17 protein-coding genes are annotated in these 24,285 nt (G+C 52.4%); 5 read left to right on the top strand and 12 right to left on the bottom strand.

Annotated features, from left to right (window positions below; translation table 11 throughout):
* Positions 1 to 64: 64 nt before the first annotated feature.
* The 3 genes from Psfp_RS08890 to Psfp_RS08900 all read right to left on the bottom strand — a co-directional run bounded on the left by Psfp_RS08890 (position 65) and on the right by Psfp_RS08900 (position 1,757).
* Complete coding sequence (locus tag Psfp_RS08890) at positions 65 to 502, bottom strand: MarR family winged helix-turn-helix transcriptional regulator (RefSeq protein WP_134218186.1); 438 nt, start codon at positions 500 to 502, stop codon at positions 65 to 67.
* A gap of 105 nt (positions 503 to 607) precedes the next feature.
* The gene (locus tag Psfp_RS08895; protein ID WP_134218187.1) at positions 608 to 1,327 is read right to left on the bottom strand and encodes a metallophosphoesterase family protein; all 720 of its coding nucleotides are present in this window, start codon (positions 1,325 to 1,327) and stop codon (positions 608 to 610) included.
* Between the two features lie 88 nt (positions 1,328 to 1,415).
* A complete protein-coding gene (locus Psfp_RS08900) occupies positions 1,416 to 1,757 on the bottom strand; it encodes a response regulator (RefSeq protein WP_192895343.1) in 342 nt (113 codons plus the stop codon).
* Positions 1,758 to 2,002: 245 nt separating this feature from the next.
* On the opposite strand from Psfp_RS08900, the gene Psfp_RS08905 reads away from it, so the two are divergent.
* From Psfp_RS08905 to Psfp_RS08925, 5 genes are all read left to right on the top strand, one after another.
* Positions 2,003 to 3,094 (top strand): Coenzyme F420 hydrogenase/dehydrogenase, beta subunit C-terminal domain, encoded by a 1,092-nt coding sequence (locus tag Psfp_RS08905; protein WP_134218189.1) that lies wholly within the window; start codon positions 2,003 to 2,005, stop codon positions 3,092 to 3,094.
* Complete coding sequence (locus Psfp_RS08910) at positions 3,091 to 5,010, top strand: thiamine pyrophosphate-dependent enzyme (protein WP_134218190.1); 1,920 nt, start codon at positions 3,091 to 3,093, stop codon at positions 5,008 to 5,010. Before Psfp_RS08905 ends, Psfp_RS08910 begins: the two co-directional genes overlap by 4 nt.
* Positions 5,011 to 5,625, top strand: coding sequence for an indolepyruvate oxidoreductase subunit beta (locus Psfp_RS08915; RefSeq protein WP_134218191.1), 615 nt, complete (start codon positions 5,011 to 5,013; stop codon positions 5,623 to 5,625).
* A gap of 27 nt (positions 5,626 to 5,652) precedes the next feature.
* Positions 5,653 to 6,144 carry a GNAT family N-acetyltransferase gene (locus Psfp_RS08920; protein WP_134218192.1) on the top strand — a complete coding sequence of 164 codons (492 nt, stop codon included), beginning with the start codon at positions 5,653 to 5,655 and terminating at the stop codon, positions 6,142 to 6,144.
* A gap of 300 nt (positions 6,145 to 6,444) precedes the next feature.
* Positions 6,445 to 7,638, top strand: coding sequence for an FAD/NAD(P)-binding oxidoreductase (locus Psfp_RS08925; protein WP_134218193.1), 1,194 nt, complete (start codon positions 6,445 to 6,447; stop codon positions 7,636 to 7,638).
* 48 nt (positions 7,639 to 7,686) lie between these two features.
* Here the strand turns inward: Psfp_RS08925 and Psfp_RS08930 are convergent, their stop codons facing one another.
* The 9 genes from Psfp_RS08930 to Psfp_RS08970 all read right to left on the bottom strand — a co-directional run bounded on the left by Psfp_RS08930 (position 7,687) and on the right by Psfp_RS08970 (position 24,239).
* Positions 7,687 to 8,433 (bottom strand): DUF364 domain-containing protein, encoded by a 747-nt coding sequence (locus tag Psfp_RS08930; protein ID WP_134218194.1) that lies wholly within the window; start codon positions 8,431 to 8,433, stop codon positions 7,687 to 7,689.
* Positions 8,434 to 8,456: 23 nt separating this feature from the next.
* Positions 8,457 to 9,002: an FmdE family protein gene (locus tag Psfp_RS08935; protein WP_134218195.1), complete on the bottom strand. Its 546-nt coding sequence runs from the start codon at positions 9,000 to 9,002 to the stop codon at positions 8,457 to 8,459.
* Positions 9,003 to 9,007: 5 nt separating this feature from the next.
* A complete protein-coding gene (tsaA, locus tag Psfp_RS08940) occupies positions 9,008 to 9,811 on the bottom strand; it encodes a tRNA (N6-threonylcarbamoyladenosine(37)-N6)-methyltransferase TrmO (protein WP_134218196.1) in 804 nt (267 codons plus the stop codon).
* Complete coding sequence (locus Psfp_RS08945) at positions 9,772 to 11,622, bottom strand: radical SAM protein (RefSeq protein WP_134218197.1); 1,851 nt, start codon at positions 11,620 to 11,622, stop codon at positions 9,772 to 9,774. The genes tsaA and Psfp_RS08945 overlap by 40 nt, the downstream gene beginning before the upstream one ends.
* Positions 11,612 to 12,241, bottom strand: a complete 630-nt coding sequence (locus Psfp_RS08950) for a class I SAM-dependent methyltransferase (protein WP_243120554.1) — start codon at positions 12,239 to 12,241, stop codon at positions 11,612 to 11,614. Before Psfp_RS08950 ends, Psfp_RS08945 begins: the two co-directional genes overlap by 11 nt.
* A gap of 95 nt (positions 12,242 to 12,336) precedes the next feature.
* The gene (locus Psfp_RS08955; protein WP_205079521.1) at positions 12,337 to 13,437 is read right to left on the bottom strand and encodes an ABC transporter substrate-binding protein; all 1,101 of its coding nucleotides are present in this window, start codon (positions 13,435 to 13,437) and stop codon (positions 12,337 to 12,339) included.
* 81 nt (positions 13,438 to 13,518) lie between these two features.
* Positions 13,519 to 14,322 (bottom strand): ABC transporter ATP-binding protein, encoded by an 804-nt coding sequence (locus Psfp_RS08960; protein WP_134218199.1) that lies wholly within the window; start codon positions 14,320 to 14,322, stop codon positions 13,519 to 13,521.
* Entirely contained in the window at positions 14,322 to 15,320 is a 999-nt protein-coding gene (locus tag Psfp_RS08965) for an iron ABC transporter permease (protein ID WP_134218200.1), read from the bottom strand. Before Psfp_RS08965 ends, Psfp_RS08960 begins: the two co-directional genes overlap by 1 nt.
* A gap of 585 nt (positions 15,321 to 15,905) precedes the next feature.
* Positions 15,906 to 24,239, bottom strand: coding sequence for a glucoamylase family protein (locus Psfp_RS08970; protein WP_243120555.1), 8,334 nt, complete (start codon positions 24,237 to 24,239; stop codon positions 15,906 to 15,908).
* Positions 24,240 to 24,285: the final 46 nt, after the last annotated feature.

A 24,285-nucleotide genomic window follows, 5' to 3' on the forward strand; every position in this document is an offset into this window, starting at 1 on the left:
GAGCCGCTTACAAAGCAGCTCTATTCTATATGCATATGCATATACATATATTTAGTTAAAAAAGTTATTGCAATAATTGTGCAACATCTTTTAGCATTTTTAAGAAATCACGGTATCGTTCGGAACCCAATCCCTGCTCAATTCGCGATTGGGCTTGTTCCCACAATGGCTCAGCCTCTACAAGCTTTCTTGCGCCGCTCTCTGTTATTGAGATGGACTTTTTCCTCGCGTCATTATCTTCTTTTGTAACATTAACGTATCCCAGCTTCCTCAATATTTCGATATTTCGCGTCACCGTGGTTTGGTCCATGAGCAATATAGATCCAAGCTCGCCGACCGAAATATTGCCATGCAATGAAATATTGAGGAGCAACGAAATTTGGGTGCTGCGTAAACCACATGGCTGAAGAAGTTGATCATAAAACTGGGTGATCGCCCTCGTCGTCCTTCTTAAATTGCCGCAAGCGCAGCGCCGCATACCAGATAGATGCGAACGAGACATTGTTAACACTCCAAAAAAATATATGTATATGCACATATTATTTTATTGAGGCATGTTTGTCAAGGTTAAGCGCCGCCTATGCTTAATTTCTTGTTTTTCGCAAAATCAAACCGCCCCAGAGCGAAGCATCTCAGCAAATTCTTTTGGCAAACCGGATATCTCCACAGCCATCGCCATGCTTTCCACATCGTAAGCCACTTTTTGGATGCACACTTCCACATTATTTCCAAATTCAATGATAACGTAAGAAGCATGGGGATCGCCGTGTTTCGGCTTCCCTACGCTTCCCGCGTTGATCACGTGTTTACCGGGGTTGAGAACCTTGTGATACGGGACGTGGGTGTGCCCGCAGATAAGCACGTCACGGTGAAATATATTCAACAGTTCCATCAGGTAATCAGGTTTGGTTCCTTCGTCAAGGTACTCATTTAACTGCAGCGGGCTGCCGTGTACTATCATTACTTCAAACTCCCCCGCCCGGAAACAAATCTCAGCCGGTAGATTGCGGAGATATTCCTCGTTTTCTTCCGTCACATTTTCCCTGGTCCAGACGATGGATTCTTCACCAAGAGCCCGGGCCTGCTCATCCTTATAATCACAGCCGCAGATAAAGCGCCGGTTTCCTATAGCATCGTCATAGTTTCCCATCACCACCGGTATTTTGTTTTCTTTAAGCAAGTCGATCACTTCGTTCGGGAAAGGCGCATAGCCGACCAGGTCCCCGGCGCAGTAGATCATTTCCACCTCTTTTCTGCTTATATGTTTCAAAACTGCCTGCAACGCTGCTATATTCCCATGGATGTCAGAGATCACGGCAATTCGCAATACGAGCACCCCCTATGAGTCACATTTTAATTAACCGGTGTTAAATCATTATTAAAGATTTGTTTTATCTTTATTAATAAGGTGGTGTTTATATTGCCTCAAGAAATTGATTATCATCAGGCGGTTTAACTTCATAGTCCATTTCCCCAGGTTCTAAAACTTTGATATTTAAATCCTGATTTTTAGTGTCTTCCAAAATAATATTTCTGGCTTTGGAATCAATCAGGAAAATTACCATTGCCCCCTGGTAATATTGATGCATGCTGATATCTATGGCGACCAAATCAGGCCGGCACTCATTATATAGCGAAACAGCTTCATAACCTTTGCGGATTTCCCCAACGATCTCGTAGCCGTGTTTGGATAAGGCATACCTGATCAATCTTCGTTTTAATGATTTATCGTTAATTATCAAAACTCTTTTACCCAAAACCAGACACCCCTTCTATTATTAAATTACAAAGCATTGTTTGAGCTCTTGTAATTATCTTAGATTAATAAGTTGAAAATATCCTGAAAACCTCCTGAATATCCACGTAATATTCCTGAACCCGGCACGACGTTTCAGATTTTTCTTTATTTTTTGATTAAAGGACTTTACCCGGATTTACAGAAAATTATTTACATATCACGTCATATATTGACAAAACTCTTTTTTCTGTCCGGGGGTTAAAAATGGAGACTTCTACTAAAGTGGAATACAACAGTGCGGCCAGGCTGCAAAAGGAAGTGCTTGAGCGGAGGCTTTGCACCGTTTGCGGCGCGTGCGTTGGCTACTGCCCGTACATCAAGACTTTCGGAGAACAGGTGGCCGTAATCCATGACTGCAGGATCTGCGACGGGGTTTGCTACCGGTTGTGCCCGCGCGGTTTTACAGATTATGAGGGTTTAAGGCAAAGCGTTTTTGGCGCTGAGGACTTTGACCCGGTTTTGGGTACCCACACCTCCCTTTACTTTGCCAGGGCTGAAAGCGAAAAAATCCGGGCTCAAGGCCAGTATGGCGGTGTTGTAACAGCCCTCTCCCTTTTCGCTATGCAGCAGGGACTGATCGACAGCGCCCTGATGGCAGGCGGTGGCCCCTCCGGCGCGCGGCCTTTTCTTTGTTCAACCTCGCAGGATATTTTTGATACGGCAGGATCAAAATATACCGCCGTACCTACCTTAAGCCTTTTTCAGGAAGCTGTCAAAAACGGTTTCCAGCGCGTCGGGATAGTCGGGCGGCCCTGCCAGGTCACCGCCAGCCGCAAAATGCAGCAGGTAAAGGAAATAAGCGGGCAGAATATCGCTCTGGTTATTGGACTGTTTTGCTTCTGGTCCCTGTCTGCAGAGCTTTATTCTTTTCTGCAAGAAAAAGGACTGTCTAACTGCAGCCGTATGGACATACCCAAGGACGGTGTTAATTTCCGACAGGAGGACGGCAGCCAAATTACCCTGCCGCTGGAAGAAATCCGTCCCTTGATCAAGGACACCTGCCTGGCCTGCTATGATCCTCTGTCTGAACTGGCCGACGTATCGGTAGGTTCCACTGAGCAATACCCCGGCTGGAACACTTTGGTAGTACGTACCGACAAGGGGCGGCAGCTGGTGGCAGGCGCAAACAAAGCCGGCATCATCGAGCTGCAGCCTTACCCGCATGATCGCCTGCCGGTACTCCGCCGGGCGGTTTTTCAAAAGAAGAAAAGAGTGCTAAAACGCCCTGACTCAACCTATATCGGCATCCCAGCCTGGGAAAAAGAGAGCTTTATCAAGGGAGGCGAGGAAGAATGAGCTGGAAAGACGTTGTTTACGGAAATCCGGGTGATAAGCTCCTCATCAACGGCAACGACGCCATCGCCCGGGGGTGCCTGGAAGCGGGGGTACGCTATGCTTCTTCTTACCCCGGCTCTCCTTCCTCAGAGATCACGGAAACACTGGGCAAGGCGATGGCCGCCTTTGACCTTTACGCGGAGTGGTCGACCAACGAAATCGTAGCCTTGGAAGGGGCGGCGGCAGCTTCTTTTACGGGCTTAAGGGCAGTCTGCACCATGAAGTCGGACGGCCTGAACGTGGCCCTGGATTTTCTCACCAGCATGAACCTCGCCGGCTGCAAGGGCGGACTGGTCCTGGTAGTGGCCGACGATCCCGCTGCGCACTCCAGCCTCAAAGAATACGACTCCCGCAACCTCGCCAGGGCCGCCCAGGTACCCGTGCTTGAGCCCTCCACCCCGGATGAGGCCAGGCTTATGGCCGGTTGGGCTTTTGATCTTTCCGAGGAGACTGGCGGGCCGGTTATCTTGCGCTCGGTTACCAGGGTGTCCCATTCCCGCGGCCTCGTGGAACTAAAAGAAATCGAAGGAACTAAAAAAACAGCAGAAATTCCAACGGGGCAGCGATTTCAGACCTTCTCCATATTTCATATGAAGGCCAGGGACAGGCTGCAGTTAGCCGCCGATATATACGAAACAAGCCCCTTCAACTTTTTTGAAGGGCCGCAAGAAGCGAAGACTGTGCTATTTTGCTGCGGGTCCAGTTATCTTTACGCGCGGGAAGCGCTCAAACTGCTGGGCTTAACCGGGGAAGTGAAATTGGTCAGGGTGGGTACCACCTACCCCTTGCCTGAAAACTTCATCCTGTCCCATTTGCGTGGCGCCGGGCAGGTCATCTTTGCCGAAGAAGTACGCCCGGTGCTGGAAGAAAGCGTCCTGCTTTTGTATGCCGGAAAAGCAGCCGGCCTGGGGAACATCACCTTTCACGGCAAGCTGTCCGGTGAGGTGGCCGGTGTGCGCGGCCCTGCCTGCGGCGAGATGAATACGGACATTCTCATTGAAGCGCTGGCCAAAATAACAGGGGTCCGGTATACCAAACAAGGCTACCCGGCTAAACTGCTGGACCAACTGGTAGAAAAGCTCCCGCCCAGGGACTTCGCCATGTGTCCCGGCTGCCCGCACCGGGCGTCCTTCTGGGCAATCAAGACCGCGGTGGCTGTGGACGGACGGGACGGCATTATCAACGGAGATATCGGCTGCTACAGTCTGGGCGCTTTCACCACCGGGTTTGAGCTGTTCGACACCCTCCACTGCATGGGCGCAGGACCCGGTATCGCCTGCGGTTTGGGCAAGCTGAAGAAGTTCGGTTTCAACAGGCCCGCGATCGCGGTGGTAGGTGACTCCACCTTCTACCACGCCGTCATCCCCGGCCTGATCAACGCCCGCTACAACGGCTCCGAATTCCTTTGCATCGTTCTGGACAACGGAGCGACCGCCATGACCGGACACCAGCCCCACCCGGGCACGGGCTTCAACGCCGCCGGCGATGCCGCGGAAGCCCTGTCCATTGAGGAAGTGGTACGCGGTCTCGGCATCGCGGTGGACGTAAGCGATCCTTTTAATATAGAAGAAACGGCCGGGAAGATTTTTGCCATGAACCGCCTGCCCGGTGTAAAGGTGCTGATTTTACGGCAGCTTTGTGCCCTGGTGGCGTACCGCAGGGAACGGAAAAAACGGCGTGTTACCGTGGACCCGGAGCGGTGCCGGGGCGAGTCCTGCGGCTGCGGCCGCTTCTGCACTAGCGTCTGGGGCTGCCCGGGGAACATCTGGGACACCGCGGCCGGCAAGGCCAAAATAGATGAAGCGGTGTGCGCGGGGTGCGGCGTGTGCGCTAAACTCTGCCCTGCCGGAGCAATTGCCGTCGAGGAGGTGGATTAGGTGAAAGACCCGTTAAATATTGTGATCACAGGGGTAGGCGGTCAGGGGAACATCCTGGTTTCGGAAATTCTGGCCAAGGCCGCCGCGGCTGAAGGCTTCAAAGTTACAGTGGGTGAATCTTACGGGCTGTCACAGCGCGGCGGAGCGGTATCCAGCCACATCCGTCTCTCGCAGGAATTCCAATACGGCGCGGTAATACCGGCCGGCCACGCTGATATCATCGTGGGTTTTGAGCCGGTGGAAGCGGCCCGGTCCGCGGCCACGCTGGGCCACCCGGGTACAAAGATCATTTTAAACCCGCGCCCGGTTTACCCGGTGGGTGTCCTGACCGGCGGGCATGCTTATCCTGACCCTGATGAGTTGATTAAGACCTTAAAAGATATGTCCGCGGAGGTTTTACTCATTGAGAGCAGTGAGCTGGCAGCTTTAGCCGGAGATCCCGTGGTCCAGAATATTGTGATGGTCGGCGCCCTGGCCGGTTCCGGCTACCTGCCGCTGTCACCGGCGACCTTTACCTCCGTCATTAACGCCGTAGTGCCTGAAAGAGCTTTGGAAATGAATGAGCAGGCCTTTCAGCTGGGGTTTGAGGCGGCCTGTGTTTTAATAGGGTTATAGGAAAAATAACGGATTGGGGGATTATAAATGTCATATTCTTTTGCTCCACTTAATGATGAGCATAGAAAACCTGTAATCGATATTTTTAATTACTACATCGAAAACAGTTTTGCAGCTTTTCCTGAACAAAAACTAAGTTATAATTACTTTGACATGCTCCTCAATGCTACCGCCGGTTATCCAGCAATTGTTGTTGAAGCTGAAAATGGAGAGGTTATTGGTTTTGCCTTGCTGCGTCCCTATCATCCAATACCGGTCTTTAAAAGGGTTGCGGAAATAACTTATTTCATTAAACCCGAACATACCGGGAAAGGGATCGGCCGTTCAATGCTGGAATACTTATCTGTAGAGGCCCAAAAGATTGGTATTGATTCGATCCTGGCATGCATATCCTCACTGAATGAAAACAGTTTAAACTTTCATCACCGGAATGGTTTCCAGCATTCCGGCACACTGTATAACATAGGTAGAAAATTTAACCGGGACTTCAGCGTTCATTTAATGCAAAAAACCATTTGACCGGTATCATATGAACTATGATTATTAATTACAAGGATTAGTTGCATTCCCTGTGGTCTTGTGCAAATGAATTCGCACCCACATTATTGGAGATACAAGAGCTATTTCGTAATTACAAAGATAGAACCAAGGGGCAGGCTTCAAGCCTGCCTTATTACTTCATAAGCTTCATCACTATGTGCAATAATTGTCGAATTGAGTATTTAAATTTTTTTATACGTGCGGCAGGATTATTATATTATTAGAAGCAATAACACTTATTGTCACTGTATTAAAAATTTGTCTAAACGAGGGTGTTATATGCTGCAACATCAACACTGCCAAATTCTAATTATAGGCGGCGGTACAGCCGGCCTCATAGTAGCCTCAAAATTAATCAAAAAGCTGCCCGCGGTCAGTATTGTCCTGCTCGACTCCGCCGACAAACACTATTACCAACCGGCATGGCTGTTTGCCGGTTCCGGAATTATGGCAAAAGAAAAGTCGGCCAGGAGCGAAAAATCACTGATCCCCAACGGGGTTCTTTTCCTGCAGGAAGCGGCAGAATTGTGTAATCCCGATGAAAATTATGTAATTACCAGCCAGGGCAAGAGAATCTTTTATGATTACCTGGCGCTTGCCCCGGGTATAACAGTCGATTGGGCCGGGGTTAAGGGGTTGGAGGGTTCTATCGGCAAAGATGGCGTTGTAAGCATATATTCCTATGAACAGCTGGATCAAACCTGGCAATCAATAAAAATTTTTCCGGGCGGCGCCGCTGTTTTTACTCTGCCCGCCACCCCGCTAAAATGCCCCTCGGCTCCGCAAAAAATAATGTACCTGGCGGAGGAATATTTCCACAAAACCGGTGTACGCAAGGATACCAACGTCATTTTTTTTACTGCCAAGGATAAGCTCTGTGAAATAAAAAAGTATGAAAGTACTCTCAAAAAAGTCATAGAAAGAAAAAATATCAAGATTTTCTTTAAGCATGACTTGGAGGAAGTTCGTCCTGACAAAAAAGAGGCAGTTTTCAAATCCCTGGTTACGGGAAGTAAAGAAACAATCAAATATGACTTGTTACATGTAACACCCTGCTTTCAGGCCCCGGTATTCTTGAAAAAAAGCCGGCTGACACAAAAAAACGGGTTGGTTGACGTTAACCCGTACACGCTGCAGCATCAACGCTACAAAAACATTTTTGCCCTGGGTGACGCTGCGGATTTGCCCACCCCAAAGACGGGGGCGGCGGCCCGGCGACAAGCCAAGGTGGTTGCCGAAAACTTAATCCGTTTACTCTCTTCCGGGCAGCCCGGCGCAAGCTACAACGGCTATACTTCCTGCCCCATTACAACCGGCTACGGCAAAGTTGTGCTCCTGGAATATGACTATGATAAAAAGCCGCTGGAGACCTTTCCTTTTAACCAGGCAAAAGAGAGATACAGCATGTTTTTACTTGACCGGTATGTATTGCCTTATATGTACTGGAATTTCATGCTTCCCGGAAGAATATGACATTACTTATGATTATGATTGCCCGTTATTTAACTCGCAAGCGGACTGCTACAGCACGTCGTTTCTACTGATCCTGACCATTTGACCGCCGTTATTAAATATCTCCATCCTACCGCCTTCCTGTACGGTGCGCCAAAACCCGGAAGGCTCAACTACAACCAACCCGGCTAGCGTTTCAACACCGTACTTGAAGAAGATCGGCGACAATGGCGTACTGGGACCCACCAACACGGTCACGGCCCCGCGGCTTAACTCCAGCAGGCGGGGCAGGGTCTTGTTGATAAGAGATGTGGCGGTAATAAAGACAAAGTCCTGTTCACCCAACAGATATTCACAGGCTGGATCCGGAAAGTCACCGGGGTTTGGGTTGCGTTCCAAAATAGAAAACTGAGACACCTTGGCCAGCTCTTCCAAGCCGGGGAAGTGTCCGACCACGGCCACTTTTTTGCCCCGCACCTGCTCTATGTAGTGGGAAAAAGCGTTAGCATGTTCTTGAAAGGTCAAAGGATGACCAAGCAGCTTGGCGAGTTGCTCGGGCGTATTGAACGCCGCATTGATTGCCGCTAAGCCAACCATCGCCCTCAAGTTGTTCCAGGATTTTATATTTGACGCCAGCTCACGGAGGGAAACACCGGTAATTCTACCCAGGTTCAGGCGACCGGGCTCCTTGCGCATGGTCAGCGACACTCCCACCCCTCCGGAGCGGACCAAGGTCCAATACAGGCCGATCATACATTCATTTGCCACCAGATCTTCCGGCACTGCCGCAATTAACTCGTCATAGATTTCCCACATTGCAAATTCTCCAATCTGACACTTTATATCCGCTTATAATAGGCCTCCCCGGCACAAGCGCGACACAGCACCCTGCCCTTAACCTTTTTTTCTCTTCCGTCCATAATACGCTCACCACAGTTCTCGCACTCGATCTTCAGGAGGGGCTTACCGGGCAAATCCTCCTTCGGTATATCCATAGATACATCCTGCACAGTAAAAACATCCGGATCCGGTATGTCCCTCCAAAACAACAAAGGATCTTCTCCGGGCGGCGGAAAATTACTGCCGGTAACAACCACCCTTACGCCCTGTTTTGTGGCCAAATCATAAAAAGTGGCCGCCATCTTGCCGTAGTCAACCCATTTCATGCGCCTCCTTCCCAGAGTACAGCCTGTTACCGCGTAAACAGCATCACTGACACAGCGGTCAACCTCGACATAAACAATTAAGTCCCTATATTCCAACGGGTTGTCAATTTTCAGCCTGTCAAGGGCCAGGTGGGCCATCCTTACGCCCAGTACGATTCCTGAACAGACATGTCCATGGTAATCAACTGCCACTTGTATATCCTCTGCCAAAGTGCGCATGCTACTCAATCCTTCCTTTCTTTTACTTCCAGGATATCCGCATCGGAAAGCGCCAAGAAATCTCCCTTCTCCAGCAGCTGCCGCGCTGTAATAATCAGAACTTTTCCCCCGCGGCGCCAGGTCGTGCGTCCTAGTGATGCGTCCGGGCGGTATGTAAAGCGGGGCGGGTTAGCCAGTCTGGCTCTGGACAGCCCCTGGATGGTGTCGGCCAGGCAAGGCGATCCTTCCACCGTAACATAGAGGTCAGGAGAATTCAGTTGCCCCAGCCGGTCTGTTGCAATCAGGGACATGCGCACTGCCAGCAGGAGATCAATACATTCCTCCTGGTGGTGCGCCAGGGCCTGTTTCAATAATATGCTCCTGTGCATCTCCCTATTTAACGGATAAATATGGGGCGTGCGCGGTGAAAAGATAATGTCGTCTTCGAAGTACGGCTTGATATCCAGCACCGGTGTCCCGTCCACCGCGTCTAATCCAGTGACATATAGACGCCTTCCCTCCACCCGGTCCAGTGTTACCAGGCTCAGGCCAATAGGGTTGGGGCGCGCTGGCGAGCGGAGCCCGAAAACACCGTACTCCGGCAGGTGATGATTTAACCTGCAGGGGGCGGCGGTCAGAGCACGGCGATCCATTAGGTGAAACCAGCTCAAGATCCAAAAGTGCGAGTGTTCTCTAATCCTCAGGAGCGCTTCCTCATATTCCGGGTAGATCTCTATTGCAGCTTTTTCATGCGTATCAGAAGGCCGCTTTGGATCAGAATAACGGGATATCACAATGCCGATGGGCTTAAGGACAATGTTTGCCGGCAAGTCTCGCCCCCCTTTTTTAACATCTCCGGTTGTGTGTCCCACTTAAAGCTGCAGCTGGGCTTGCCAAAGGAGAGGTTGGTGTCAGACAGTGAAAACTCCATTCCGTAAAACTTATCATAGAACACCTTCGCTTCAGCAAGCACATCAAAATGAAATATGCCGGGATGGATGATGTTGGCTATAAACATCAGGCCCAGCACCCACCGGGGGCTGCCGAAGTCCCAGCAGGGCGCCGGTAAATTATATATCCTTTTATTCTTTACTGCCTCCACATCTAAGCAGGCTTTGAGGCATTCTTCGTAAAAATCATCAACCGGTGAAGACATAAAAGACGAGATGAAAATAATTTCAGGATTGAGCGCTTCCAGCTGCTCAAGGGTAATCGACATGCCCGGTCTCCCTTCGCAGTCTATTTCCCTGTTGACACTGGTACCGCCTGCCGTTTCTACCAGCTGGTTTTCCAGGCGGCCTCCCTTGATGCAAAAATTGGGTTTTCCCATGGCGTAATACACCCGTGGTTTCCTATCTACTGTACGCAGGCCGCTCTCAATGAGCAACAATTTTTCTTCCAAATACTTAGCCAGCGCTTCAGCTTTATCCTGTAACCCAATAAGGCCGCCAAAATGCCGGATGGTTTTGATATATGCCCGGGGAGTCCGGATGTCATCGTGAAATCTACCCAGGTTGTTGTTGCAAAGCACATCCTCCCAAATTCGCACAACCTTTTGTTGCTCCCTTACCCCCATAGCAATTAGTATAGCTTCCATCATTTCCAAAGCCCTGGTAAAAGGGTATCCCCCCTGAAAATCTCCTTCCTGGTAAACTTTTTTTGCCACAAATCCCTTAATATTTAACTCACGCCCGCATCGCGGGCAGCAATTTTTTTCACCCAACCCAAGTCCTGCAGGCTTAAGTTTTGCCCCCATCGGCCCGTAGAAATCCCGTTTTAATATCAACTCACCGCAGCCGGGACATAATGTGTTGAGATATTCGGCCCCGGGGGAATTAAATAAATACACATAATTTAGTTTTTCTCTGAGCATGTCCCGCAGGCCTTCGGCCTTGCGTATTGATTCCTCTAAAGCCAGTTCGGCTCCCTCCACAGGTATAAACCTCATCACCTGCAATGGTATATCTGCTGAAATATTTGCCAGGTAATCAGCCAGAATAAGTATCTCTTGATTATGCCCCTTGCTGCAAATACAGGATACTTCCACATGTACACCGCTCTGGCAGAACCTTTCGATGTTCCTCAAAACCGGCGCCGGCGTGCCCCCTCCACATCTGCTATAAGCCTCTCCGGACATCCCCTTCACACCTATATTGACAAAATCAAGGAGCTTAATGATTTTGTCCAAGGATGCTTCGGTAAAATAACCGTTGGAGGAACAGCCAACCAGAAGGCCGCGCGCTTTGGCAGCTTCAGCAACATTGATAAAGGTTAGAAAGGACGCCAGGGGGTCGTTCATTAAAAAGGTAATTCCGATACAATCGTTTCTGACGGCCTCGTCCACGACCTGCTCCGGGGACAGATGATGAAACGCCCGGCTGGCTGGATCCATTTCCTTGACAATGGCTGCTGAAATACAGCCATCGCAATTAAAATTACAGCCAGCCGTACTAATCTGGAGGAATTTTCCTCCCGGATAAAAGTGCAATAAAGGCATTGTTTCTATGGAAATAGGACAGATAATCAGGTACCTGTCCGGATACAGCTCTACGATTTCCCGCCCTATTCTGCTGTATAGCCCGCATGCGCCCGTACCCGCTTCCGGCAGCAGGCAGCCCCTTTCACAAATATTACAACGCATTAGCCTCTCTCCTTATGGTTACCCATAAACCCGTTTCATTTCTGGCCGCATCATAGGAAGGTATGCCCGACTGCCGCAATGCGCTTCTATAACGCACCAGGTTATCATCACTATTATGATTTTTCGTCCTGCCCCGCCATTCCAGGTCTCTTCTCCGCATCTCGGCAGCCACCTGCTCTTTGAGTTCATTTGAGCCAAAGCCGCCGCCAATAAAAGCTATACCACCCGGCTTGAGCACCCGGTATATTTCCTGGAAAGCCTTGCAGTGGTCTTTCCAAAAAAACACCGACCCCCGGCTCATGGCCAGGTCAATCGACCCATCTTCCAGGGGGATCTCCTGGACATCCCCCCAAAGGGTCTGCACCTTGTCTTGCACACCCCGGCTGACAATGTTTTGGGAGGCTATTTGCAGCATTTCCTGCGACTGGTCAAACAAATAAACCTTAAAATCCGTAATCCCGGCCATTGCGATGCCCAGATAGCCACCGCCACAGCCAATATCCAGGCATGTCCCCCTGGCCTTGCCTGATTTTTCTTTAATTTGAGATGCAAGGACCGGATAAACCGGAGCAAACACCTCACGGGCGATTTTATCGAACTCCGGCACGTTCATTTCCATTAATCTACACCCCCAAATACTGCTCCCTTTTCATGCGAGGTTCATGCTTGCGCCGAGCGCCGGACAACAATCGAAGTTTGAAGATGGATTACTAGTTAATTTACTTTTAGCCCTGAATTCTTCAGCAATTCCCTGGCGTCAGCATCCGATAGATCAACATGATAGAACAACGAGTAAAAATTCTTTACTTCACTGACCATATCCACCTTATAAGTATCCGGGTATAGGGTTGCCGCCAGCCATTTCAAGCCCAGGAACCGGTTGACCGAAGGCGGACGATCAAACCAGTTGAACGGGTAATTCGGTATCTCATATACTTTATTGTTTTTAACGGCATTGATATTTGCCCAATCCTGGCTTGTCCGGATAAGATCATAAGCGCCTCCGGCATCCGCGCCCCAGGCCAAAATGACATCAGGATTCCATTTCAAGACTTGTTCCATGGATACACTGCTCATGCCGCTGCCGCCTTTGGCTTCAACTTGAGCAACGTTATTTCCATTGACCAGATCGAGAACAAGGGCATGGCTTCCGCCCTTAGGCTCTGTGGCAAGTCCTTTGGGCCCTTCGGCATAATATACTTTTGCTCTCTTTTCTTCAGGTATTGCTTGAGTTGCTTCCGTAACCTCATTCATAGTCTTATTGCAATAAGAGGCAAGTTCTTTGGCCTTGTCTCCAACTCCGAGGAGCCGTCCGATAAAAGTATAAGCCTTTTCCGTACTCTTGATATCCCCGTCCACAACAATCACCGGAATGTTAAGCTGTTCCTGGAGTTTGTCCGCGTCACTTTTTGTGGTATCGGTAAGGGCATCGGGTCCAACTGCGAATATGACATCCGGTTTGGCCTTAAGCAGTTCTTCGGTGTTGATCTTACCGTTCATTTGCAATCCACCCAGGAAGGGAAGAGAGTGATATTTGTCAGGTATGTATTTCTTTTCTTTGTCCGTTAACTGCATAGACCACCCAACCATCTTATCCGGAGCAAGGGAATAGATCATGATCATACCCAGAGGGCTTGTATAGTAGCACTTATTGATTTGGGCAGGAATGGTTAGCGCCCTTCCGGCATGATCGGTAATGGTTTGTGTCGTCGATTGCTGGGATACGCTCTTGTCGCGACAACCCGTAAAAAGGGTACAGATCATGACTGAAAGAATCAACAGAAAAGCAATAGCAAAATTCCTGGTCTTTATCATTTCGCACATCACCCCTTTAGAATTTTTTCTAACAAAGTTAAGCTAAGCTGTGCCCTGAGGCATGGCAAGCAAGCACTTTGGCTACGCGCTCATACAAATCTCTGAAGGCTTAGGGACAGGAACGCAAACACAAATCGTCCTCTCATCCGGCAGCTTGAACTTACCAATTCTCACCTCCGTATCATACATATCCCGCATCGAGTCTTCAGAGATCACGTCTTGGGGGAGCCCAATTCTTAATAATCTGCCTTTTTTTAGAGTTACCACTTTATCGGCACAGAAAAGCGCATGCCCCGGATCATGAGTGACCATCAGGATGCTTATTCCTTTCCGGGAAAGCAGTCGCACGTGTTCAAGCACGACATTCTGCTTACCAAAATCCAGGCTTATTGTGGGTTCATCCATAATCAGTATTTTTGGTTGCTGCGCCAAAGCCCGCGCAATCAGGACCAGCTGTCTTTCCCCACCGCTGAGCTTGGTATAAATTTTATCTTTTAAGTGGGTAATGTTTAGTTTGGCTAAAGACTCATAGGTAATTTCTTCGTCTTTTTTATTTGGCAGGGCGAGGCTGGATAAATGAGCCGTCCTTCCCATAAGGACAACGTCGAAAACCTTATAGGGGAAAGGCGGGGTATGCGCTTGCGGAATATAGCCCATCACTTGAGCCAGTTTTTTAGGAGATAATTTTTGCACATCATCACCATCGATCCGGACGGAACCGGCAGAAGGAGTCAACAGTCCGAGGATATTTTTAAGCAGGGTCGTCTTGCCACAGCCATTCGGGCCCAACACACACATCAGTTCACCGGCTTCAACCTTGAAAGAGATATCATGGAGTATTCTGCTTTGGTCATAGCAATAAGAAACACTTTCAACTTCCAGCATTACTTCCATCCCCTTACATTTTTTTTAAAAATCAAGATAAAGAAGGGTACACCGATAAAAGAGGTGAGAATACCCAGGGGGACCTCGACTGAGGCAAGGCAGCGAGCCACATCATCAATCAGCAATAAATAAGTTGCTCCGACGATAAACGTCACCGGCATGAGAACTCTATAGTTGGGACCGACGATTGCACGGGCCAGGTGGGGAATAACCAGGCCGATCCATCCGACCATACCGCAGATGGAGACTGATGCGGCTGTCACCAAAGTCGAACTGATAATGACAATTAACCTGAGTTTTTTGGTATTAATCCCAAGCGCCCGGGCCTCTTCTTCGCCGAACGCAAGCACATTTAATCTCCACCGGACAAGAAAAAGGGAGGTGAAGCCTATCAACATAGGGATTAAAACCATTATGAGATCCCTTTTATTCACAGAAGATAGACTCCCCATCAGCCAGAAGGTAATGGCCGGGAGTTTATCGTTGGCATCGGCAAAATACTTCAATACCCCTGTACCTGAGGAAAAAAGAGTACTAATGAGGATTCCGCCAAGTACCAGACCCAGTATGGGGTCATAATCCAGCTTGACATTGATCAAATAGGCCAAAAACACAGCGGCAAGTCCGAAAAGAAAGGCCGAAACCTGAATGATCAACCCGGATTGAGAAAGATAAATCGCCAGGCAAGCTCCAAATCCGGCGCCAGCTGAAGCGCCTAAAATATCCGGGGAGACCAAAGGATTTTTGAACATCCCTTGATAGGCTGCCCCTGCAGTAGACAAGGCTGCCCCTACCAGCATACCGGCAAAAATACGCGGCAACCTGATATTAAAGACTACAGTTTCCAGGTTCGTTCCCGTTACGCTGCCAAAATAATGGCCGTATAAGGTCGACATGAGCTGCGGGATTGAAATGGCATAACGTCCAATTGCAAAGGAAAATAAAAAGGCTGTGACCGGCAGTAAAATCAGGATCAATTTCTTCAGCGATGAATGCATATTTTCTGTCCACCATATGGTAATACTTCATCTTGAATTTATTAGCTCAAAAAATTTTTTATAGCTTTCTTTTACTCATAAAAGCACCAGTCCGTTGATATTTTACAGCCTGAATTGCGGCCGCCACAGCCAAGGCGATCCCGGCCGTCCTTTTGCCTCCAAGACCAAGCTCTAATGGGACGTATTCTGCCGATAAGTTTCTCTGATATGTTGAGCGGCTCCAAATACAAATATAAAAAGCTGCACTAAGAGAGCGCAGCTAAACGAACTCAATTCGTTTGAGTACTACCCCTTATTTTTTTTACATTTTTTCTCTTTGTTTTCGTTATGCATTCGAGACCCAAATAAACAAAACGAGGCAAAACAAAGCACACTTTTGATTTGAATATCATGTTATATATATTATAGTATAGTAACGAGGCGATCCAGTGTCAAGGAGTAAAATGATTAGAAGCCACCCGACATTACAAAACGAAATAAAACGCAATAACGGTTCACAGAAACTACACCGCGACCTCAAAGCCCCGGAAATCATATCTGTGTGTATTGCGCTATGGGCATGCTCGCGAGCACGAAGGGGGTTGATTACAACACCAGCACGACCTGATGGACCTGCCCGTCGTCTCGCAATCCAACGTAACAGCCCTCCTTCAACTCTTGTTCCTGAAACGCAGCTTCCCGCCCGTCAATTTGCAGTGCGGACGCTCCGCCGGACCGGCGCGACGGGTTTTTGACAGTAATCTGGTAACGTGCGCTGCCATAACGGTAGCTTACGGAAAACTCCCTCCATGCGCCGGGAATACAGGGGCAAATGTACAGCCGTTGGCCGCGGCGGCGCAGGCCGAGGATCCACTCCACCCCCGCCTGATACATCCACCCTGCCGCGCCGGTATACCACGTCCAGCCGGCGCGTCCCCGGTGCGGCTCCACCGTGTAAACATCTGCCGCCATGACGTAGGGTTCGCCGCCGTACTGCCGCGCTTCATGAATCGTGCGCGTATGATTGAGCGGGTTTAACAGCTCAAACAATTCAAAAGCCTCTTCTCCCCTGCCAAGCCGGCACCAGGCGATAATGCTCCAGATGGCGCCGTGTGTATACTGGGCGCCGTTCTCCCGGATGCCGGGCGGATAACCCTGGATGTAGCCCGGAGCCGGCTCCGTATGATCAAAAGGCGGGGTCAAGAGGCGCGCGACGTATAGTTCCCGGTCCACCAGTTCACGGTCGAAGGCTCGCATCGCCTGCAGCGCCTTCTCTTGCGGCGCCGCTCCGGAGATGACCGACCAGGACTGGGCAATGGCGTCGATGCGGCATTCCTCATTGTAAATAGAACCCAGCCAAAGGCCTTCGTCGGTGAAGGCGCGCCGGTACCATTGCCCGTCCCAGGCGTGCTTTTCCAATGAGGAGACCAGCTGGGCGCATACACCCCGGTAACGTTCCGCCCGCTCCAAATCGCCGCGCTGCCGGCACAAACCTGCAAACCGGGTCAGCGCGTCATAGAGGAACCAGCCGAGCCACACACTTTCGCCGCGGCCCTTAGCGCCTACACGGCTCAAACCGTCGTTCCAATCGCCGGTCCCGATCAGCGGCAGCCCGTGTTCACCGAAGCGTTGCAGCGCCCTGTCCATTGCGCGCAGGCAGTGCTCAAAAACAGAGCCGCTCTGGGTAGAGCCTTGCGTCGGCTCATAGCGTTCGGCTTCACCCTCCGGCAATGGTTCACTATATAGATACTGCGCCTCCTCGTCCAGTATACTGCCGTCCCCCGTATGCTCAACATAACGTCCAACGGTATACGGCAGCCACAGCAAATCATCGGAGAAACGCGTGCGGATGCCGCGCTGCGTCTCTTCATGCCACCAGTGCTGCACGTCTCCCTCCTCATATTGATGGGCGCAGTGCAGTAAAACTTGCTTTCTCACCAGGTCGGGGCGGGTGTGCAGGAGCGCCAGAGCATCCTGCAATTGATCGCGAAAGCCGTACGCGCCTCCCGCCTGGTAAAAAGCCGCTCGCGCCCACATTCTGCAGACCAGCGTCTGGTACAAAAGCCAGCCGTTTAACAGTACATCCAGCTCCGGGCTGGGTGTAGCAACCCTAACCTGGTCCAAAACATCCTCCCAGAATGCCCGCACCTGTTCAAAGGCCTGGTCGCAAACACGAGGTTGGCGGTATTTTTGCGCCAGCTGCACGGCTGCCTCCCGGGAATGTTCGCAACCGAGCAGGATGTACAATGTCTGTTCGTCGCCGGGCTCCAGGATGAGCTTGGACTGCACCGCGCCGCAGGCGTCATAAAGAGCTCCGGTTTGGCCTGACAGGCGCTCCCGGCTCAAAGCCGCGGGACTTTCCAGGGTCCCGTTGCGGCCGAGAAATTCGCTTCGGTCTGCCGTCCAGGACAGGTCGTATACCCCGGTGGAATTCTGATCCTCTTGCGGATAAACGCCTAAAAAGGCATGCGCTCCGCGAAATGTTTCCTGATATGCGTTGCGCGCCAGCATGGTTTGGGCCTCTTCATCCCACTCGGTGATGATGAAAGATGCGCCTCCCTGGCGACGCACACCCAACACCCACTCCGCATAATAAGTGATGGAAAGGCTCCTTCGCCCGGCGCTTCTGTTTTGCAATTGCAATTTGACCACCTTGACCGGGTCGTCAAGGGGCACAAAAACGGTCATTTCCTCCCTTACACCGTGTCTCTCGTGACCAAAGCAGGTGAAGCCGCGGCCGTGGGTAACGGTGTAAGGCTGGTCTTTGGCTGCGGCAGACGGCGTGGCGGACCATAGTTCACCGCTCTCTTCGTCCCTCAGATAACACGCCTCACCCGGCGGGTCGAGTACAGGATCGTTTGACCAGGGAGTCAGCTTAAACTCACGGCTGTTTCGCCACCAGGTGTAACCCGTACCGAGTTCTGAAACCAGACAGCCAAAACGAGGATTGGCGATGACGTTGCTCCATGGCGCAGGCAGGTAATTGCCGTTTTTGAGCAAGATCTGGTACTCCCGGCCGTCCGCCGTAAATCCACCCCAACCGTTGAAGAACAGCAGCCGGCGCTCCTCTTCCGGGATAGGCGCGGCAAACCTGTTTAACGGCGCTGCCGGAGTGAAGGGGGCCGGTAAGACGTCAGCCCGCCGGGGCAGTCTGGACTGCGCCCTGAGGCTGGGGCCGTCTGCCCGCAAAACAACACGGGCTGTTGCCATGAAAAGCGTTCTGTCCTCGTCCGGAAGCTGGCCGGCATTGATGATAAAGACACCGCCGGCTCCGGCGCAATGACGGTCAACGCCATGCTCCACCGCCCGCCGCAGGGCTTCCTGCAAGTCCTGCTGGTAACCACCCGCCGATTCGTTTAAAATGACCAGGTCGAAAAACAACCCAAGGCGGCGTAAATACTCGTGACCGGTCAAGAGTTTGACCAAAAACTGCATATTGGCACGGTCCTTAATCCTTGCCAGGAGCACCGGAATATCTCCGGAAATTCCATACGCCCAGAGGCCGGACTGCCCTTTTACGTTGACGGTGATACCTAGCTTTCGCTCCTGACCCAGCGGCGGGGTATATAATATCCGGCCCGCCAGCGTTTGGAAAACCGTAGCTTCGGCGGCTGTCAGGCGCAGGTGCCTGAGCTCGATTTGACTGCGATTCCAGGCCAGTTGAAAGGTCCGTTCAACCACCAGCTCTCCAGAGAAACGGCTGACAATGTCGAGCGCTTCTTCCCTTGTGCCTGCCACGGCTGTGACAGCGAACAGCTGCGCCTGTGCGCCAGGTTCGATGCTTAACCGCCGCCGCATCACAAAAGCGGGATCAGCCACAGAGCCCACCGTGCCATGCAGGCGGGAACGGATTCCCTGCGGCTGTGCCAGCGTATGGCCCCGGCCGATAAAGCAGGCGCGGTTGGTCTCGTATTCCACCGGACCAATACTCCGGCCTGTAACCATCAGCGAATGCGCCGCCCATAACGGCTTCTCGTCTTCCCGGCCTGGCCTGCGCCGGGCTAAGAGACACTGGGGTTCCTCCACATAGGCCGTTTTGATGAACAATTTGCTGAAGGCCGGGTGCGCGTCGTCGGCGCCGGGAGGCGCCAGGGCCAGTTCCTGAAACGTGGTGACTTCGATAATCCGCGCTTCAAGCCCGGTGTTGGTTAGTGTCAGCCTGCGTACTTCCGCATTCCATTCCGGGGACACGCAGATTTCAAGGCTCGTCTGCACATCCCCGTCCACACGCATGAAGGTGGCCCGGTCAAGAGAGAATTGCGCCCGCTGTTGTGCAGAACGCACCCGGCACGGCTGAAACGACGGCGACCATACCTTGTCAAGGGTAACATCACGGATATACAAGTAGCTCCCCCAGTCGTCCAGCACCGGATCTTCCTGCCAGCGCGAGACAGCCAGGCCTTCATACCGGATCAGCCCGCTGCCGCTGTTGGTCAAAATGGTCGTCAAGGTCCCGTTGGACAGGATACAAACCTCCGGCGCAGGCGTGTCCACGCTGAGGAATTCGCGGACACCGCCTGTCACCGCCGGCCCCGGTTCAGGGGCATGCGCGCAGCTCATGGCGGGATGTTTCATGATTGTTGGCCGTGGCGGAATACGTTCCTGCAGCAGCAGTTCCGCAGCCTGCACGCGCCTGTCACGGTGAAAGCGTTCGTATATTTTTTGCGGTGTCAGCAGGTTGGCGAGGGCCAGCAGGCTCATGCCCTGGTGATGGGCCATGAAACTCCGGATCACTACGCTGGCCTGCTCCCTGGGCAGCCGCTCGGAGGTGAAATCTATGGCTTCAAAGTAGCCGTATGCGCCACGGGCGCCTAGCTCCTCCAGTTTGCGCAGATCCTCCAGCCCTTGACGCATATTAAATGGTAAGGCCAGGATGGTCGCGTACGGCGCCACAACCAAATCTTGTTCGAGTCCGCGCTTGAAGCCGAGGCCGGGGACGCCAAACGCCCTGTACTGGTAGTTCATCCGGTAATCAAAAGCGTAGTAGCCGGATTCGGAGATCCCAAACGGGACCCCTCTTTGGTGCGCGTATGCGATTTGCCGCCGGACAACGGCACGGTAGGTGCTGTCCCAGACGGTGTTCCGGTAGGTACGCAAGAATAGCCAGGGCATCAAATATTCAAACATGGTGCCGGACCACGAGAGCAGCGTGACTCGCCGCCCTACCCTGGTCATGGTCCGCCCGAGCGCATGCCAGTGGGATACGGACACTTGACCGAGGGCGATAGCAATAAAGCTTGACAGCCTTGCCTCTGACGCCATCAGGTCATAGAGGACCTGGTCAGTTTCACGCAGCCCGGTATGGTAGCCCAGAGAGAACAATTTGGCTTGATGATTGTAGAGCGGGCGGAAATCTGTCCCGCTAACCAGCGCCTCGATCCGGTCGATCAGCCTTTGTCCGCGCCTGTGCCAATCCTTTCCGGCACATTCTGACGAATCCTTCAGATCAGGCGCCAGTTCCACGGCGAAGGCGACATCCAACGCTTCCAAATGCTTGACGCTCGCCCGTTCGGAACCCGGCTGACCGGACCCGGCAGGGTCCGACCGGAGCCATTCCGCCAGCCCCTCTTTGACTGTCATCAAACAGCCGACAAAGTTGCCTGAATCCACCGTTGACACATACTTTGGAGGCAGCGGTTCGAGAGTTGCCGTGTCGTACCAGTTGTAAAGATGGCCCTTCCACTGCTCCATTCGCTCTACCGTACTGATTGTCCGCTCCAAACGCTCCACCAGGCCGGGCGTATCGATGAACCCGAAATCCCGCGCAGCCAGCGCGCAGGCAAGGTAAAGCCCGATGTTGGTGGGCGAAGTGCGGTGGGCGATCCCGTTAGGCGGCTCAAATTGCACGTTATCAGGCGGCAGCCAGTGATCTGTTTCAGTAACGTAATCCTCGAAGAAAGCCCAAATCTGTTCCGCCAACTTGCGCAGTTCCGCTTCCTCAGCCGCCGCCGGCGGGCGCTCCGGCCGCTGCGCCGGCCGGTCCATCCAGCGTACTAAAAGCGGCGCCGCTGCCCAGCCGGCGCAAAGCGCCCAAAGCGCCCACCGCAGCGCCGGAACGGCAGCGGTGGCCGCTGCCAGCGCCTGGAGGATTATCAGCGCGTAACCCCCAGACATGCCCAGCAGCGCCGGATAGCGCCCAGCACGGCTGCGCCGTTCAACTTCCGCGGCGCTGACCCATTCCAGCAAACGGCGTTTTGATACAAACAAGCGGTACAGGGTCCTGCCGATGGCGTCCAGCAACAGAACGCTTTGAAACGGCAGGGTAATAATGGTTACTAAAACTTGACCGGCTGTCGCCAAAAGGCTCTTGGGACGCCAGAACGTCCTTCTAATCGCCGCCAATTGGCGGAATAGCGGCAAAAACAAGGTAGCCAACACAACAGCAAGCCAGCGCCCGGGAGAACCCGGCAACACGCTCACGCCAAACAGCAGCAGCGCCAACAGGACCGGCGTCAGCAGGCTGCGCCGCAGGTTGTCAATCATCTGCCAGCGGGTGAAAGGAGATAAATCAACCGCCCTGAGAATGCCCTTCCGGTCGCGAACACGGCGCCACAGCCATGGGAGCAATTGCCAGTCACCGCGCACCCAGCGGTGCATCCTCTTTTGATAAGCGCTGAACGTCGCCGGGTGCTCATCGATTAATTCGATATCCGACAAGAGGCCCGCGCGTAAAAATCCACCTTCCAGCAAATCGTGGCTGAGCACACGGTTTTCCGGGATACGTTCACACAGGACCTTCGCAAAGGCCTCAACATCGAAGATTCCCTTACCAGTAAAAATGCCCTGCCCCAACCCGTCCTGGTATGGATCAGAGACGGCAAAGGCATACGGGTCGATGCCCGGATCGGCCGACCAGAGGCTTGCAAATCGCGAGCGTAAAGAAGCTCCGTGGCTAATGCCGATGTGCGGCTGCAGCACGCCGTAGCCCTCCACCACCCGGGTCTGCGTGCGGTTTAACCGTGGCCGGTTGTAGGGCAAATGGATGGTACCGACCATCCGCTGCGCGCTGCCCAGCGGCAGTTGCGTATCCGCGTCAAGGGTGATGATGTAGCGAATGCCCGGCAAGACAGAGCTGTCCCCTGCTATCAGGTCGTAAGTCGTACCGGCCCGTCCTTTAAGCAGATCTACAAATTCCACCAATTTACCGCGCTTGCGCTCCCAACCCATCCATACTCCTTCGGACGGGTTCCACAACCTGCGGCGCTGAAAGAGGTGAAAGGTACTCCCGCCGGGGAGGGCGTACCTGCAGTTTAACTCCTCTATGCCGGCCCTGGCGGCGTCAAGGACCCCGGCGTCCTCCGGCAGTTTCTCCGATGCCGCGTCAACCAGATCACCCAGGAGGGCGAAGTGAATATTTGCATCGCGGTTGGCCAGGTAATGCAGTTCCAGCCGGGCTACCATTTCCTGCACTTCTCTGGCTGAGGACCAGATGACAGGTATGACGACCATAGTGGCAGCCTGAGGTGGCACCCCGCGCGCGAAATCGTATCTCAACAGCGGCTGCGGCTGCCTGACGCACCCTATAAGCCAGTGTACCGCGGTTATTGCCCACTCGCTCACGGGCAACAACAGGGCCATCATGATCAACACCCACTGAGCAATTGAAAAAACCGCGCCCTCTCCGATCCAAACCGCGAAGACGAGCAGGGCGGCCGCGAACAATATAGTAAGGACGGCAAAATACGTACCGGTGGCGTGACGCAAAACCCCTATTTCCGGCAAATAACGGGTGGCGCTGCACACTTTCAGCGCGCGCTGCAGTTCTTGGATCCCGTCAGGCTCGAGCAGGTAGTATGAGACAAAGGCATGGCGGGGCAATTCCTCTAAATGCGCCGGACAGCCGCCAGCCCCACCCGCCTGCGCACGATCCGCAGAGACCGGCCCGCACCCCTTGGCCGCAAGCTCGACAGCGTGCTGCGCGACCAGGTTTTCCGGCACACGCAAGCGGCGGGCCAATTTTTCAACCTTCCTTCGCAATACGTCGCGGCTTGAAAAATCAAGCAGGGGGTAGACACCTGCGCTTTCTTCGCAAAGCGTCCTCTCAACTATGCAAATCTGCTCGAACCGGTCTTGCCAGTTAAGGCGCGATATTTTTCGCAGGCTGCCGATCAGGTTGCCTGTTGTAACTTGATAGGCAGCCTGCAGCTGAAACTCGTAAGAGACGATTTGATCAAGGCTCTCGGGACCATTTTCCAATTTGCACATCAGCCATTCCCGCACGGTGGCCGAATCCTCCGCCCACTCGCGCAGGCTCCTGATCAGATTGACGACCAGCGGGCCGGAGAGCGGCATCTCTTGCCCCGCTGCTTCAAGCGCTTCATTAAGCAGATCCGGACTCAACTTCGACGGCTCTATGCGCGACAATAACCGTTCGACTAACACGCACACCTCTCGTCTTTCGCGAACCAGCTCCATGACTTCGGCCAGGCGCCGGATTAAGGCAATGCGTAAGATTAGCGGGATCGCCCATACCTCGGCAATGGTTAAAACAGATACTTCCTGGTACGAATTGGTATATGAAACCAGTGAGTCCTCGTCCAGCAGCCCGTCCACATGTTCAAGATAATCGGCGCAGATAGACAGCACCCTAGCCTTGCCGGATTTGCGCAGGTGCGGCAAATCCCGTAAAAATTTACCGGAGAGCTGGCGCCGGATGACCAATACCTGTTCTTCGATAAACTCAGCATGGTCAAGCAGCCATTCTTCAGCGGGCTGGGAGCAGCTTGCGGACCCGTCCTGCAAAGAGCGTATCAAGGCGCGCAATTCTTTTACATCTGCATAAAAATCACGCCAGAGGCGATTGGATGGCCTGCGTCTCAGGTATGGATCATGGGTCAAAGCAATTTCATGAGCTTTTTGTTGGAGTTGTTCAGTATTTAAAATCAGAAGGTCCCCCCGAAGAGAATCAAAAATTGCAAGGGAATCCAGGATCATTGCCATTGGAGATGAAACCGGAAACAGTTTAAATATTTCCCTTTTGGAGAAT

This window comes from Pelotomaculum sp. FP (assembly GCF_004369245.1).
GTDB classification, from domain to species: domain Bacteria; phylum Bacillota; class Desulfotomaculia; order Desulfotomaculales; family Pelotomaculaceae; genus Pelotomaculum_C; species Pelotomaculum_C schinkii.

Excerpts from the sequence above, each read along its gene's own strand:
- Psfp_RS08890 (WP_134218186.1), bottom strand. The coding sequence starts at position 502 with ATGTCTCGTTCGCATCTATCTGGTATGCGGCGCTGCGCTTGCGGCAAT.
- Psfp_RS08905 (WP_134218189.1), top strand. The coding sequence starts at position 2,003 with ATGGAGACTTCTACTAAAGTGGAATACAACAGTGCGGCCAGGCTGCAA.
- Psfp_RS08910 (WP_134218190.1), top strand. The coding sequence starts at position 3,091 with ATGAGCTGGAAAGACGTTGTTTACGGAAATCCGGGTGATAAGCTCCTC.
- Psfp_RS08920 (WP_134218192.1), top strand. The coding sequence starts at position 5,653 with ATGTCATATTCTTTTGCTCCACTTAATGATGAGCATAGAAAACCTGTA.
- Psfp_RS08925 (WP_134218193.1), top strand. The coding sequence starts at position 6,445 with ATGCTGCAACATCAACACTGCCAAATTCTAATTATAGGCGGCGGTACA.
- Psfp_RS08930 (WP_134218194.1), bottom strand. The coding sequence starts at position 8,433 with ATGTGGGAAATCTATGACGAGTTAATTGCGGCAGTGCCGGAAGATCTG.
- Psfp_RS08935 (WP_134218195.1), bottom strand. The coding sequence starts at position 9,002 with ATGCGCACTTTGGCAGAGGATATACAAGTGGCAGTTGATTACCATGGA.
- Psfp_RS08945 (WP_134218197.1), bottom strand. The coding sequence starts at position 11,622 with ATGCGTTGTAATATTTGTGAAAGGGGCTGCCTGCTGCCGGAAGCGGGT.
- Psfp_RS08950 (WP_243120554.1), bottom strand. The coding sequence starts at position 12,241 with ATGGAAATGAACGTGCCGGAGTTCGATAAAATCGCCCGTGAGGTGTTT.
- Psfp_RS08955 (WP_205079521.1), bottom strand. The coding sequence starts at position 13,437 with ATGATAAAGACCAGGAATTTTGCTATTGCTTTTCTGTTGATTCTTTCA.
- Psfp_RS08960 (WP_134218199.1), bottom strand. The coding sequence starts at position 14,322 with ATGCTGGAAGTTGAAAGTGTTTCTTATTGCTATGACCAAAGCAGAATA.
- Psfp_RS08965 (WP_134218200.1), bottom strand. The coding sequence starts at position 15,320 with ATGCATTCATCGCTGAAGAAATTGATCCTGATTTTACTGCCGGTCACA.
- Psfp_RS08970 (WP_243120555.1), bottom strand. The coding sequence starts at position 24,239 with ATGGCAATGATCCTGGATTCCCTTGCAATTTTTGATTCTCTTCGGGGG.